Here is a 15,165-nt window from a genome sequence, read left to right on the forward strand (position 1 = left end):
AAAATCACCTCTTTATTTAAAGCTGTTTTCTTTCAATTGCTTGCATACTAAATGACTCTATTACGTCACCTTCTTTAAGATCATTGAATTTTTCTACGCTTAAACCACATTCATATCCTGTGTTTACTTCCTTAGCATCGTCTTTGAATCTCTTAAGTGAAGCTAAAGTAGATTCAAATATTACTATTCCATCCCTTATTACTCTTACTTCTGAGTTTCTTAACATTTTACCATCTGTAACGTAACATCCTGCAATTGTTCCTACATTAGAAATTTTATAAACTACTCTTACTTCTGCTTTACCATTTACAACTTCTTTGTATTCTGGATCAAGCATTCCTATCATTGCTGATTTAACATCTTCTATTGCATCATATATTATTCTATATGTTTTAATTTCAACACCATCTCTATCAGCTATCACTGTTGCATTTGAATCTGGTCTTACGTTAAATCCTATAAGTAATGCATTTGATGCTGTTGCTAGTGTAACATCTGTTTCTGTTATAGCTCCAACACCACCGTGAATTACTCTTACCTTTACATCTTCTGTTGAAAGCTTTTCTAAAGATTGTTTTATAGCTTGAACTGAACCTTGTACGTCAGCCTTAACTATTATTCCAAGCTCTTTAACAGTCCCTTCTTGAATTTGACTATATAAATCTTCAAGAGAAACTCTATTAGCTGAATGGAAGCTTTCATCCTTAATTTTTTGTTTTCTAATTTCAGCCATATTTCTAGCTGTCTTTTCATCTTTAACAACAGTAAATCTATCTCCTGCTGCTGGTACTTCTGAAAGTCCTAGTATTTCTACTGGTATAGAAGGTCCAGCTGATTTAATACTCTTTCCTTTGTCATCAAACATAGCTCTAATTCTACCATATGTAGAACCAACTAATATTGAGTCTCCTACATGTAATGTACCATTTTGAACAAGAAGTGTTGCAACTGGTCCTCTACCCTTATCAAGCTGAGCTTCTATAACAGTTCCCTTAGCCTTTCTCTTTGGATCAGCTTTAAATTCTGCCATTTCAGCGGTTAATAGAACCATTTCTAATAACTGTTCTAAGTTATCACCTGTTTTTGCTGATACAGGAACACAAATAGTGTCTCCACCCCAGTCCTCAGCTACTAATTCATATTCTGTTAATTCTTGTTTAACTCTATCTATATTAGCTCCTGGTCTATCTATCTTGTTTATAGCAATTATCATAGGAACTCCAGCTGCTTTACAGTGATTTATAGCTTCTTTTGTTTGAGGCATTATTCCATCATCAGCTGCAACAACTAATATAACTACATCTGTAATTTGAGCTCCTCTAGCTCTCATTGCTGTAAAAGCTTCATGTCCTGGAGTATCCAAGAATGTTAGCCTTTCTCCATTTAAGTTAACAGTATAAGCTCCTATATGTTGAGTTATACCACCTGCTTCATTAGATGTAACATTTGCTTTTCTAATAGCATCTAATAATGAAGTCTTACCATGGTCAACGTGTCCCATAACTGTAACTATCGGTGGTCTCTTCACTAAATTTTCTTCAACCACTTCTTCTTCTTCTTCAACTATTTCTAACTCTTCTTTTTCTTCTTTTTTAACAACTAAACATTCATATTTTTCACATACTTTTTCAGCAGTTTCAAAATCTATCTCTTGGTTTATTGCAGCCATAACACCTGTAAAAATAAGTGTTCTTATAACATCAGTAGTTGGTTTACCAAGTTTTTCTGAAAGTTCCTTTACAGTTATTGTTTCTCCGATTTCAACAACTCCTGATCCGCCTTCTCCAATTGAATCAACTTCTTCTACTTTCTTTTTCTTTCTCTTTTTAGCTTGATTATTAACTTCTTCAGCCAATATTTCTTCGTATTCATCAACTATAGTCTTATCTTCTGAAGATCCATTTTCTCCGATTAATTCTTTAATTAATTCTGCATCTTCATCCTCTATAACACTCATATGATTTTTAACATCTACGCTAAATTCATTCATTAATAATTCTATAAGCTCCTTTGAGCTTATTTGCAGTTCTTTTGCCAATTCATATACTCTGATTTTTGACAATAAAATCACCCCCGGTTAAATTTTAACTTTTTCCCCTTCGTAAAGGGTATAAAGTTTTTTAGCCATATTTTCATCTGTTACAGCTAATATTTTCACTTCTTCTCTTCCAATAGAAGCACCTAATTCTTCCTTAGAAAAGTCTTCTATAAATTGTATATTCTTCAATACACAATGATTTTTAAATTTCTTTTTTGTACTAATTGAAGCATCATTGGAGATTATGAATAAAAAAATAGCTTTTCTATTTCGTTGTTCATCGCACTTACTATACCCTTCAACTAAATTTCCTGATCTTTTAGCTAAACCTAGAAAATTAAAAAATTTATTCATGCTTAATTTCTTCCCTTAATCTATTATATATAACTTCATCTATTGCTATATCCAAGTTTCTTGAAAGCCTCTTTGCTTTAAAAGCTTTCTCTAAGCATTCTATATCTTTACAAATATATGCACCTCTACCTGATTTTTTTCCAGTCAAATCAACTGAAACTTCACCTTCTGGACTTTTCACAACTCTTATAAGCTCTTTTTTAGGTTTCATCTCCATACATCCAGTACACATTCTTAAAGGAACTTTCTTTACTTTCATAAAAATCCTCCCTTATTCTAATACTTCTGATTTTTCTGCTTTTAACGCTTCTGCTTGAGATTTACTCTTTATATCTATCTTCCAGTTAGTTAATTTTGCTGCAAGTCTAACATTTTGACCTTCTTTTCCTATAGCAAGTGATAATTGATTATCATCTACAACTACTTTTGCTGACTTTGATTCTTCATCAGCCACAACTTCTAAAACTTTTGCAGGGCTTAATGAAGCTGCTATAAACTCTTCTGGATTTTTACTCCACTTAATTATATCTATTTTTTCACCTTTAAGTTCATTTACTATATTTTGAACTCTAGTTCCTTTTGGTCCAACACAAGCACCCATTGGATCTACATTTTCATCATTTGAGTAAACTGCAATTTTGCTTCTTGAACCAGCCTCTCTTGATATGCTCTTTATTTCAACAACACCTTCATATATTTCAGGTACTTCTAACTCAAAAAGTCTCTTTACTAATCCTGGATGAGTTCTTGAAACTAAGATTTGTGCTCCTTTTGATCCATTTTTTACTTCTACTACATATAGTTTTATTCTTTCGTTGAATTTATATTCTTCTCCTGGAATTTGTTCGTTTGGTCCAATAGAACCTTCTATTCTTCCAAGGTTTACAAAAGTATTACCTTTGTCTTTTCTTAAAACAGTTCCAGTAATTATATCGTATTCTAGTTCTTTATATTCAGAATATACTATGTTTCTTTCAGCTTCTCTTATTCTTTGAGTTACCACACCCTTAGCAAGTTGTGCTGCGACTCTTCCAAAATTCTTTGGTGTAACTTCTAAATCAACTATATCATCAAGATCATATCTTGGGCTAACTTCCTTAGCTTCTTCTAAACTTATTTCAGTTACATCATCATATACGTCTTCAACTACTACTTTTTGAGCGTACACATGAATTTCCCCTGTTTCTCTATTTATGCTTACTTTTACATTTTGTGCTGAAGTAGTTGGACTAGCATAGTTCTTTTTATAAGCTGCAACTAAAGCATCCTCTATCGTAGTAAAAATTAAATCTTCGCTAATCCCCTTATCTTTAACAATTTCTTTAAGAGCACCTATAAACTCTTGGTTCATTTTAATATCCTCCTTGTTATATTTCCCCTTCTAAATTGGCTGATTTTATTTTATCTTTTGGAATTGTAACTAATTCATCAGATTCAACTGTTACTGATTCATCATTTACTTCCTTTAATATACCTTTTATATTTTTTATTCCATTTAATGATTTCGTGAATCTTAGCATTACTTCTTTTCCTATTTGTCTCTTAAAATGATCATCTGTAAATAATCCTCTATTTAAACCTGGTGATGATACTTCCAAGAAATAAGCTACAGGGATTGGATCCTTTTCATCCATAATATCACTGACTCTTCTTGATAGAGCTTCACAATCTGATAAAGTAATTCCACCACCGTCTTTATCAATATATATTCTTAAATAATATTCTCCATTTTCTTTTACATATTCAATGTGATAAATCTCATAATCTAATTCTTCTGCTACAGGTTTTACTAATTGATTAATTGTTTCTAATAATGCATCAACCTTCATATTAACCCTCCTTTTCTATATTCAGTTTTAAGACTTTAAATATTTACTAGCTAATCTATAAAAAAAGCAACTATTTGTAGTTGCAATTAAATAGAAAGAGCGGGCATTTATCATTCCCACTCCTAACTTCTAGCTATTAGTAAATTACTTCTTTTATTATCCTATCATAATTTCCTAATTAATACAAGGGGTAGTTGGATAAATTATTCAGCACCATGTATTTATTAGTTGCCCTATTTATAAGACTTTTATACTAAAAATTAGAATAATGATAACTGATTTGTTTCTGACATTCCTTCAAGACATCCATGATTACTTAAAGTCTCTATAACAGTCTTTGAAACTTTAGCTCTTATTCTTAAGTCTTCCTTTGATATAAATTCCCCTTGCTTCCTAGCTTCTACTATACTTTTTGCAGCATTTTCTCCAACCCCTTCAAGAGCTCTAATTGGAGGCCTTATTCCCTCTTTTTCTATTGTGAATTTAGTTGCTTCTGATATATATATATCTACTTTTAAGAAATTAAGTTTTCTTGCATAAAGCTCATAAGATAGTTCTAAAACTGTAATTAAACCTTTATCTTTTGCTGTTATTTTATTCCCTAATTCATAAAGCTCATCTAACTTAGCTTTTATTGCTCCAGGTCCCTTACAAATAAGATCAGCATCAAAGTCATCTGCTCTTACAGTAAAATATGTTGCGTAGTAAGCTTCTGGATAATAAACTTTAAAATAGGCAATTCTTACAGCCATCATAACGTAAGCAACTGCATGACCTTTAGGAAACATGTATTTTATTCTTTTACATGATTCTATATACCAATCAGGCACATTATTTTCCCTCATTGTCTTTTCAAAATCCTCTGTTAGTCCCTTACCTTTTCTTACACTTTCCATTATTGTAAAAGCCATTTTAGGTGGTACCCCAGCATACATTAAATAAACCATTATATCATCTCTTGTAGAAATACAATCTTTTAATGTAGTGTATCCTTCTTTTATAAAATACTGCGCATTATTAAGCCAAACATCTGTACCATGTGAAAGTCCAGATATTCTAACTAAATCTGCAAAACTTTTTGGCTGAGTGTCTACAAGCATTCCTCTAACGAATTTTGTACCAAACTCAGGTAAACCATAACTTCCAACTTCACATTCAAGTTCCTCCTTTGTTACACCAAGAGCTTCCGGAGATGTAAATAAGGATATAACCTTTTTATCATTTAATGGTATAGTTTTAGGATCTACTCCTGTTAAATCTTGAAGCATTCTAATCATAGTAGGATCGTCGTGCCCAAGTATATCGAGCTTAAGCAATCTACCTGAAATAGAGTGATAATCAAAATGTGTAGTTGTTACATCTGAAGTTGGATCGTCTGCTGGTCTTTGTATTGGCGTGAAATTGTAAATTTCATTATCACTGGGAACAACCATAATACCACCTGGATGCTGCCCTGTAGTTCTTTTTATTCCTGTACATCCAATAGTCAATCTTTCTATTTCAGCCATGGAAGCTCTTAATCCTCTTTCATCTAAATACTTTCTAACATATCCATAAGCTGTTTTTTCAGCAACAGTGCCTATTGTTCCTGCTTTAAATACATATCCTTTACCAAAAAGAACTTCGGTGTACTTATGAATTTCTCCTTGGTTATCCCCTGAAAAATTAAGATCTATATCAGGTTCTTTATCACCTTCAAAACCTAGGAAAGTTTCAAATGGTATATCATGCCCCTCTTTTATATATGTAGTTCCACACTTTGGGCAATCCTTATCTTCTAAATCTGCTCCTGAGCTTACTGATCCATCTAAGAAGAATTCCGATTTTTTGCAATTTGGACAAACATAGTGAGGAGGTAACCCGTTAACTTCTGTAATGTTTGACATTGTTGCAACAAATGATGATCCAACAGATCCTCTTGATCCAACCAAGTATCCATCTTCTAGAGATTTAGCAACTAGTTTTTGTGCAATTAAATAAAGTACAGCATATCCATTATTTATTATAGAGTTTAGCTCCTTATCTAACCTTTTTTGAACTACTTCTGGAAGAGGATTACCATAGATAGAATGAACCTTCTTCATAGTCATTTCTCTTATTTCTTCATCTGCACCTTCTATTTTTGGTGGATATGTTTCATCAGGTATAGGTTTTAATACTTCTATAGAATCTGCAATTTCTCCAGGATTGGTTATTACTACTTCCCTTGAAGCTTCTCCTCCTAAATATGAAAATTCCTTTAACATTTCTTCTGTGGTTTTTAAATATAGCGGAGGCTGATTACTAGAATCAGAAAATCCTTGACCTGCCATTATTATTCTTCTAAAAACTTCATCTTGAGGGTCTAAAAAATGGACATCTCCTGTTGCTACAACAGGTTTGTTTAGTTCTCTACCTAAATTATATATTTTCATATTTAAAGCTCTAAGTTCATCTTCATCTTTTACATTCCCTTTATTTATAAGGAATTCATTATTTGTTATAGGCTGAATTTCTAAATAATCATAAAAATTCATAATATCTTTTAATTCTTCATCACTCTTACCATCTAAGACGGCTCTATACACTTCACCAGCTTCACAAGCTGACCCTATAAGAAGTCCATCTCTCATCTCCATAAGTTTACTTTTTCTTGTTCTAGGATGCTTTTGGAAATTATCTATATGAGCTTCTGATACAAGCTTATATAAGTTTTTCATTCCAACTTGAGTTTTAGCAAATATTATTACATGATGAGCTTTTTCTTTTTTAATATCCATCTTTTCAAGGAATTCTTTATTTAAATCATGCAAACTATTCATATTTAATTCTTCTATCATTTTTTTAATAGATATTAAGAAGATTTCTGCAGTAGCTTTTGCATCATCTACTGCTCTATGGTGGTTTTCAAGAGACACGCCTAGATGTTTAGCTACTAAATTTAATTTAACTCTTTTTAATTCCGGATATAAAAACCTTGCAAGGGGTACCGTATCTACTATAGTAGAATTAAATTCTAAACCTAAGTCAGTACAATTTTTCTTTATAAATCCTGTATCAAAAGCAGAATTATGAGCAACTACTACTGAACCCTTTATAAATTCCATAAACTTTGGAAGAACTACTTCTATAGAATCTGCATCCTTAACCATTTCATCCGTTATTCCTGTAAGTTCTGTTATTTTATATGGAATTCTGCATTTTGGGTATATAAACTCACTAAAAGTATCTATTACTTCTCTTCCCTTTATTTTTACAGCACCTATCTCTATAATCTTATCATTTTTAGCTGAAAAACCTGTAGTTTCTATATCAAATACTACATAAGTATCATTAAAATCTTGGCCCTTTTCATTTAAAGCTATAGGCATTCCATCATTTACTAAGTATCCTTCTACTCCATATAAAACCTTGATTTTATTTTTCTTTGCTGCCATTTGTGCATCTGGAAAAGCTTGCACTACTCCATGATCTGTAATTGCAATTGCTTTATGGCCCCATTTTGCTGCTCTCTCTATTATTTTACTTGCTGATGCAACTCCATCCATAGCACTCATAGTCGTATGGCAATGAAGCTCAACTCTTTTTTCTTCAGCTCCATCCATTCTTTCTATTTTACTCATCTTTAAGATATCTCTACCCATTATTACTACTTCTCTTGCATAGGTGTCATAAATAGCCTCTCCTCTTACTTTACAGTAAAGGCCTTTTTTTACCTTCTCTAAAACTTCTTCTGTTTCTTGAGGCTTTAAGAAACACTTCACAGTTATAGAGCTTGTATAATCTGTTATAAAAAATGTTAATATAATTTTTCCAGTTTTCGTTTCTACTATATCTGTTTTAAATACTTCACCAATTACAGCAACTATTCCTGAGGTTTCATCTATATCTTTAATTGGAATAGCTTCTTGACTTATACTTCTTCCTAAGATACTATTTTCACTTTTAGGCTCTCTTTTAAATTCTCTCTTTTCATAAGTTTTCTTAGGTTTATTAGCTGTCTTTTCCTCTTTCGGTTTATTTGAATCTTCAATTGAAATATTTCTTCCACTAAAAATTTCTTTTAAAACTTCTTTTTCCTGTTCAAGCTTCTGACTATAATTACTCTCTATTTCTAAATCAGAATCATACTCTAAAACTACCTTAGCTTTTATACCAAATATATTTTCTATATTAAGTGAAATTTGCTTAGGGATATCTTTAACATTTAAGTGTTCATTTATTTTCTCATATCCACTTTTTATAGTTATAGTATTTCCCTTTATTGTCTTCACTCCTTTTATTAAAACAGCCTTAGATAAAGGAACTCTTTTCATAATATCTTCTATAACTTCAATCCAATGCTTTTCTAATATCTCTTCAAGTGTTAAGGTCGATATATCTCTGTAAAATAACACTTTTATATCTATTTCAATTCCTAAAGTCTTTTTTATAGCTCTTTTTACATCATCTTCTTCTTGGTTATTTAATCCATCTTTTCCTCGCAAGACCACTTTAAGAAGATTGCTTTTCCTTAAAAATTGAAACTTTACTATATTTATTTCTTTATCTTCTAATGATTCATTTTTATTTATTTCTCTTTTTATAAGTTTTAAAGCATCTTCGCCCAAATAAACACCACCTTTATAATTGACTATTAAGGCATCCTCTAATATTTTAATGTAAGTTTATTTACATATTCCTAATTTAACGAAAGAATTGACAATGTCAAATAATCAATTTAGGCTAGACTTTCTAAACTTAATTAATCATTATTCATTGTCAATTATTTTTAATTACATATTTTCTATTTCTTTCATTAATTCATCTATTAAATCTTCTTCTTTTACTTTTTTAATAATTATGCCTTTTTTGAAGATTAAGCCTTCGCCTCTTCCACCAGCAATTCCAATATCAGCTTCTCTTGCTTCTCCTGGTCCATTAACAGCACATCCCATTACTGCAACCTTTATATTCTTATTTATACTCTCTAGCTTTTTCTCAACTTCTTGTGCTATCTTTATAAGGTTTATTTGAGTTCTTCCACAAGTTGGACAAGAAATAAATTGTAATCCACTTTCCTTTAATTTTAAAGCCTTTAATATTTCTTTTGCTACCTTTATTTCTTCAATTGGATCACTTGTTAATGATACCCTTACAGTATCCCCTATTCCTTCTGCTAAAAGAGTTCCAAGTCCTATACTTGATTTTATAGTTCCCCTAAAAGGAGTACCTGATTCTGTAACTCCTAAATGTAGAGGATAATTGCAAGATTCACTCATAAGTCTATAAGCTTCTATCATCATAACTACATCAGAAGATTTTATTGATACTACTATATCATAAAAGTCTAATTCTTCTAATATTTTTACATGTCTTAAAGCTGATTCAACTAATCCCTTAGCAGTAGGCTTCCCATCTCTCTCTAAAATATCCTTTTCTAAAGAGCCTGAATTTACACCTATTCTAATAGGAATACTTTTACTTTTTGCTGCTTCTGCAACTATTTTTACTTTCTCAGTGCTACCTATATTACCTGGATTAATTCTTAAGGCTGAAACCCCATTTTCAATAGCTGCTAAAGCTAATTTATAATCAAAATGTATATCTGCAACTACAGGTATTGGAGATTCAGCACATATTCCTTTTAAGGCCTCTGCTGCTTTCATATCAGGAACTGCACATCTAATTATGTCACATCCTGCTTTATATAAATCATTTATTTGATTTAATGTTGCTTCAACATCTCTTGTATCTGTATTTGTCATTGATTGTATTGAAACTGGAGCATCTCCTCCTACATAACAACTTCCAACTTTTACTTTTCTTGTTTCTTTTCTTTTCATTTTTCTTCCTCTCCTAAAATTGTATTGGGAATAATATGTCTTTTATCGTAACTAGTATCATAAGTCCAAAAAGTAACATTAATCCAACATAATTTACTGCCCCTACCAATTTATCTGGAACTTTTCTTCTTGTAATTAGCTCGATTAATAATATTACCGTCCAACCACCATCTAATGCTGGAAATGGTAACATATTAAACACTGCTAAGTTTATACTTATGAATGCTACAAAATACATAAGATTCCATATTCCGTTTTTTGCAGCTTGGCTTGACATTCTAATTATAGATACAGGCCCTCCTACATCTGTTTTAAAGTTTACCTTTCCAGTAATCATCATTTTAATACCCTTATAGGTCTGATTAATTGCTGATAATGTTTCTTTAAAACTTTGTTTAAAACTTTGCATAATCCCTGGATTTTCTACAGTTTCAAAGCCAAAACCTATTTCATATCTTTCCCTTTTATTTTCATTTTCCTCTTCATTTTCCTCTTCATTTTCCTTTACAAGTCTAGGAGTAATTATTATCTCCTGTTTTTCCCCATTTCTTTCTATTAAAAAGTTTATAGGTTTATCTTTAGCCATATTTATTCCTACAAATAAATCATCAGCAGAAAAAACCCTACTTCCATCAACCTTTAAAAATTTATCTCCCACTTCAAGCCCTGCTTCTAAGGCAGGTGAATTTTCAGTTACTGTTTTTACTTCTGGCAATCTATATCCAAATTTATTTAAGAAAATTGTAAATATAATTATAGCAAATAAAAAGTTCATAACTGCTCCTGCTATAATTACACTTATTCTTCTAAGAGGTGACTTTGAAGAAAAGCTTCTTTCATCTTGAACCTCTTCTTCCTCCCCCATCATTTTAACATATCCTCCTATAGGAAACAAACCTATCGAATATTTAGTTTCTTTTCCTTGAGTAGAAAATATTTTAGGACCCATTCCAATAGCAAATTCTTCAACTTTTATACCATTCACCTTAGCCATTATGAAATGACCAAGTTCATGAACTATTATAAGTAAACTAAACCCTAATAACGCATAAATTATATACAATATATTTCCTCCTAACTCCACCTAGCCTTTATATATTCTCTAACTTTATTATCTAACTCAATTACATTCTCTAAAGTTACTTCTTTAGATTTTTCTTCCTTGAAGTACTCTAAAACCTCCTCGATTATTTCTGCTATTTGTAAAAACTTAATTTTTTCTTCTAATAGTAAAGCTACAGCTTCTTCGTTAGCTCCATTTAATATACAAGGTGCTAACCCACCCTCTTTTCCAACTCTATAAGCAAGTTTTAAACATTTAAAGGTATCTATGTCAGGCTTTTCAAAAGTTAATGTTCCAATTTCATAAAAATTAAGTCTTTTTGCTATAGCATGTTTTCTTTCTTTTTTATTTAAAGCATATTGAATTGGAAGTTTCATATCTGTTGAACCCAGCTGAGCTATAACACTCGCATCATTATATTCAACCATTGAATGAATTATACTTTGTGGATGAACAACTACTTCTATATTTTCATACGGACAGTTAAATAAAAAATGAGCTTCTATAACTTCAAGTCCTTTATTCATAAGAGTTGCTGAATCTATAGATATTTTTTGTCCCATATTCCATTTAGGGTGCTTAAGAGCATCTTTGACAGTGACATTCTTTAGCTCTTCTATATTTTTTCCTCTAAAAGGTCCACCTGATGCTGTTAATATAATTTTACTTACATCTTCTTCATTATACCCATTTAATGATTGGAATATAGCGCTATGTTCTGAATCAACTGGTAAAATTTCCACTCCCATTTCCTTTGCTTTTTTCATAACTAGTTCACCAGCAACAACTAATGTTTCTTTATTGGCTAAAGCTATGTCTTTTTTTGCTTCTATCGCCTTTATGGTTGGTCTTAATCCTATCATTCCTACAACTGAAGTTACAACCATATCTATTTCTTCTAAAGATGCAATTTTTTCAAGACCTTCTATTCCTGAAAATACTTCTATGTTTAAATTGTTTTCTAGACAATAGTTCTTAATTGACTTAGCGCTTTCTTCATCCATCATAGCTACGTATTTAGGATTGAATTCATTTATTATTTCTTTAATCTTTTCTACAGATGAATTAGCTGTTACGCCTATAAGCCTTATTTCATTATTTGAACTTCTTATTACCTCTAAAGTTTGAGTACCTATTGAGCCTGTAGCCCCTAAAATTGAAATGTTTTTCATTTTTACCTCCTAGCTTCAGTATTTAACTACTGTAAATCATATCTTTTGCAATTATACTATAAATTGGACCTGAAATAATACCAATAAATCCAAACATTTTTACCCCTATATAAATTGATACTATTACTATTAATGGATGAATTTCTAATTTACTACTTAGAAATTTTGCTTCTAAAATTTCTCTAGTGAATCTTTCTAATAAATATAGTGAAATTAATCCAAATACTAATAAGTACTTCTTCATTATAATATTGTATATTATAATTGGTATAAAAACAATTGTTGTACCAATAAAAGGAAGTATGTCTAAAACTGCACATACACTTCCTAAAAAAATGCTATTATGTATTCCAAGCACCTTAAATCCTAATGTTATTATAACTGCACTTAATACTATCAATTTAACTTCTATCTTAAAAACTTCTTTTAAATTTTTAATTTTTTGTGAAAAACTAGCTATTATTTCTTTAGGAAATAAATTTTTTAATAAATTATAAATTTTATTTTTATCTACTAGTATAAAATAATCTATTATATTTGCTAAGAAATATGATACTAACCCATCTCCTGTAATTATAGCGCCCTGCATTATCATATTGCCATTAAAGACTCCACTTATAGTTTGAATCATCTTATTTAAATCAAAATTTAATAGTATCTTGATATTATTAATAAAAGTATCTACTTCTACCATATTATTTCTATAAAGCTTTTGAAAGAATCCTAATATGGCATTTCCAAAATAAAATATCACTATAAATATGGATATATTTACTATGATTAAGCTTAATATTGCAGATATTACTTTAGGGATATTTCCTTTTATAAAGAATTTATATAAAGGTTGTGTTATTAAAATCATCATTATTACTATACAAAAAGGCTGAAAGTAATTTTTTATTAATATAGTTATTAACACTACAATAATAAATGCACTAACTAAATTTATTATTTTACTATAAGTTTTATATAATTCCATAGCATTACTCCTTGTTATTTCATACTATGATTATATTAAGCTTTTTACTAATACATACCCTTTCACCCTTAATTTAGTATAATATAAAATAATTTTATTTTTCCAACTAAAAAAGTAGATATATATAAATTTACTTATTCCGTCGCCGAACTCCAAGTCAACGCAAACTTACATATGTCCACTTTCAAACTGAAGCTAAGGAAAGTATAAAATAAATCTATTTTTCAAAATCCAATTGCTAGAAGTCTTATATACTTACATTTTGAAAAATTTTATACTTTCCTTAAAAATTAAAAAAGGTAGAGAATTAATCCATCTCTACCTTAATCTATTACTTTATAATTATATTCCTACTATAAAAGTTAGATAATAAAAAACTACTGCCGCATTAAATAATATAGAATCGCATCTATCTAATATTCCGCCATGTCCAGGAATTAGATTGCTATAGTCTTTAATTCCAACATATCTTTTTACTGATGATGCCACTAAATCTCCGAATTGTCCCATTATTCCACATAAAGCCCCTATTAAAAAGAAATGAATAATTGAAACTTGCTGTACATTAGCTCCAATTATTAAACCAAATATTCCACATCCAATTGTACTTCCTAAAAATCCACCTACTGATCCTGCTATTGTTTTCTTCGGACTAACTTCGGGACACAACTTTCTTTTTCCTAAGTATTTTCCCACATAATAAGCTGTAGTATCAGCAAGCACAGATCCTAGGAAAATTAACCATACCAAGTATTGTCCTCCAACCTTACTATTAACCATAGGTATAAAACTAAATAATATCCCTACATATAAAAATCCTAATAAAGTTATTGAAACATCTATAAATGTGTATTTTAAATTTACAACAGGCAGTATTAATAAGATTATTGTTGCTAACACTACAATATACATAATTTCTTCAAAGTTATTTTCTCTTAAATAAAAAACTACTAAAAGTGCATAACCAATTATAGGAATAGGATTAAATTTCTTTTCCTTTAAAGCCTTATAAAATTCATATAACCCACCTACTGAAAGTACTATTGTAAAAGCCTTAAGCCAAATTCCACCTAGTAAAATAAACAGTATAAATGGTGCTATCATTGCCGCCCCTAAGTATCTACTATTCAACTTCATTTCTCCACCTCAACTACTATACTCCGCCATATCTTCTATCTCTATGTTGATAGTCATATATGGCTTTATGTAAGTGCTCTTCTTTAAAGTCTGGCCAACATACATTAGAATACCAAAATTCTGAATAAGCACATTGCCATAATAGAAAATTACTAATTCTTTGTTCTCCTGAAGGTCTTATTATCAAGTCAGGATCTGGTATATCATTGGTATATAAATGTTCTTCAAAAACTTCTTCTGTTATATCATCTACATTTATTTTCCCCTTCTTAACCTCTTCTGATACCATTTTAACAGCTCTTATTATTTCATCTCTTCCTCCATAATTAAAAGCTATATTTAAGATTACTCCCTTATTATCTTTAGTGATTCTAATTGCTTCATTAATTTCTTTTTGCGCATCAATAGGTAGCTTAGTAATATCTCCTAAAACTCTAATAACCACACCATTTTTATTTAACTCTTCTAACTCACTTCTTAAATATTCAACTAGTAATTTCATCAATGCTGAAACTTCATCATCAGGTCTTTTCCAATTCTCAGTTGAAAATGCATATAAAGTTAAGTATTTTATACCTAGTACATGTGATTCCTTTATAACTCTTCTTATAGTTTCTACACCAGCTTTATGCCCCATAGTTCTTGGAAGTTTTCTTTGTTTAGCCCATCTCCCGTTTCCATCCATGATTATAGCTATATGTTTAGGTATACTTTCATTATCTAAAACTATCTTTTCTTTACTTCTCTTGTTTTTACTAGTTTTAAAAATATCTAACATATTTTTATGTT

The 15,165-nt window shown here is 30.3% G+C and carries 12 protein-coding genes; all 12 read right to left on the reverse strand.

Going from position 1 to position 15,165, the window contains the following annotated elements; all coding sequences use genetic code 11:
- Nucleotides 1–16: 16 nt before the first annotated feature.
- Nucleotides 17–2,062, reverse strand: a complete 2,046-nt coding sequence (gene infB, locus ACYUEX_RS09225; RefSeq protein WP_460287778.1) for a translation initiation factor IF-2 — start codon at nt 2,060–2,062, stop codon at nt 17–19.
- A 15-nt stretch (nt 2,063–2,077) separates the two neighbouring features.
- Nucleotides 2,078–2,392 carry a ribosomal L7Ae/L30e/S12e/Gadd45 family protein gene (locus ACYUEX_RS09230; protein WP_411170541.1) on the reverse strand — a complete coding sequence of 105 codons (315 nt, stop codon included), beginning with the start codon at nt 2,390–2,392 and terminating at the stop codon, nt 2,078–2,080.
- On the reverse strand, nt 2,385–2,651 hold the full coding sequence (rnpM, locus tag ACYUEX_RS09235) for an RNase P modulator RnpM (protein WP_411170540.1): 267 nt from the start codon (nt 2,649–2,651) through the stop codon (nt 2,385–2,387). The genes ACYUEX_RS09230 and rnpM overlap by 8 nt, the downstream gene beginning before the upstream one ends.
- A 12-nt stretch (nt 2,652–2,663) precedes the next feature.
- On the reverse strand, nt 2,664–3,743 hold the full coding sequence (gene nusA, locus ACYUEX_RS09240) for a transcription termination factor NusA (RefSeq protein WP_411170539.1): 1,080 nt from the start codon (nt 3,741–3,743) through the stop codon (nt 2,664–2,666).
- A 16-nt stretch (nt 3,744–3,759) separates the two neighbouring features.
- Nucleotides 3,760–4,221, reverse strand: coding sequence for a ribosome maturation factor RimP (gene rimP / locus ACYUEX_RS09245; protein ID WP_460287779.1), 462 nt, complete (start codon nt 4,219–4,221; stop codon nt 3,760–3,762).
- A 260-nt stretch (nt 4,222–4,481) separates the two neighbouring features.
- On the reverse strand, nt 4,482–8,810 hold the full coding sequence (locus ACYUEX_RS09250) for a PolC-type DNA polymerase III (protein WP_460287780.1): 4,329 nt from the start codon (nt 8,808–8,810) through the stop codon (nt 4,482–4,484).
- A 165-nt stretch (nt 8,811–8,975) separates the two neighbouring features.
- Entirely contained in the window at nt 8,976–10,025 is a 1,050-nt protein-coding gene (ispG, locus tag ACYUEX_RS09255) for a flavodoxin-dependent (E)-4-hydroxy-3-methylbut-2-enyl-diphosphate synthase (RefSeq protein ID WP_460287782.1), read from the reverse strand.
- A gap of 13 nt (nt 10,026–10,038) precedes the next feature.
- Nucleotides 10,039–11,088 carry a M50 family metallopeptidase gene (locus ACYUEX_RS09260; RefSeq protein WP_460287783.1) on the reverse strand — a complete coding sequence of 350 codons (1,050 nt, stop codon included), beginning with the start codon at nt 11,086–11,088 and terminating at the stop codon, nt 10,039–10,041.
- Between the two features lie 11 nt (nt 11,089–11,099).
- Nucleotides 11,100–12,260, reverse strand: coding sequence for a 1-deoxy-D-xylulose-5-phosphate reductoisomerase (gene dxr, locus ACYUEX_RS09265; protein WP_460287785.1), 1,161 nt, complete (start codon nt 12,258–12,260; stop codon nt 11,100–11,102).
- Between the two features lie 22 nt (nt 12,261–12,282).
- The gene (locus ACYUEX_RS09270; RefSeq protein WP_460287787.1) at nt 12,283–13,239 is read right to left on the reverse strand and encodes an AI-2E family transporter; all 957 of its coding nucleotides are present in this window, start codon (nt 13,237–13,239) and stop codon (nt 12,283–12,285) included.
- A 342-nt stretch (nt 13,240–13,581) separates the two neighbouring features.
- Entirely contained in the window at nt 13,582–14,376 is a 795-nt protein-coding gene (locus ACYUEX_RS09275) for a phosphatidate cytidylyltransferase (RefSeq protein ID WP_460287788.1), read from the reverse strand.
- Between the two features lie 16 nt (nt 14,377–14,392).
- The gene (locus ACYUEX_RS09280; RefSeq protein WP_460287790.1) at nt 14,393–15,154 is read right to left on the reverse strand and encodes an isoprenyl transferase; all 762 of its coding nucleotides are present in this window, start codon (nt 15,152–15,154) and stop codon (nt 14,393–14,395) included.
- Between the last annotated feature and the right edge of the window lie 11 nt (nt 15,155–15,165).

It is taken from the genome of Clostridium sp. CTA-7, assembly GCF_054768095.1.

Excerpts from the sequence above, each read along its gene's own strand:
- ACYUEX_RS09230 (WP_411170541.1), bottom strand. The coding sequence starts at position 2,392 with ATGAATAAATTTTTTAATTTTCTAGGTTTAGCTAAAAGATCAGGAAAT.
- rnpM (WP_411170540.1), bottom strand. The coding sequence starts at position 2,651 with ATGAAAGTAAAGAAAGTTCCTTTAAGAATGTGTACTGGATGTATGGAG.
- nusA (WP_411170539.1), bottom strand. The coding sequence starts at position 3,743 with ATGAACCAAGAGTTTATAGGTGCTCTTAAAGAAATTGTTAAAGATAAG.
- rimP (WP_460287779.1), bottom strand. The coding sequence starts at position 4,221 with ATGAAGGTTGATGCATTATTAGAAACAATTAATCAATTAGTAAAACCT.
- ispG (WP_460287782.1), bottom strand. The coding sequence starts at position 10,025 with ATGAAAAGAAAAGAAACAAGAAAAGTAAAAGTTGGAAGTTGTTATGTA.
- dxr (WP_460287785.1), bottom strand. The coding sequence starts at position 12,260 with ATGAAAAACATTTCAATTTTAGGGGCTACAGGCTCAATAGGTACTCAA.
- ACYUEX_RS09270 (WP_460287787.1), bottom strand. The coding sequence starts at position 13,239 with ATGGAATTATATAAAACTTATAGTAAAATAATAAATTTAGTTAGTGCA.
- ACYUEX_RS09275 (WP_460287788.1), bottom strand. The coding sequence starts at position 14,376 with ATGAAGTTGAATAGTAGATACTTAGGGGCGGCAATGATAGCACCATTT.
- ACYUEX_RS09280 (WP_460287790.1), bottom strand. The coding sequence starts at position 15,154 with ATGTTAGATATTTTTAAAACTAGTAAAAACAAGAGAAGTAAAGAAAAG.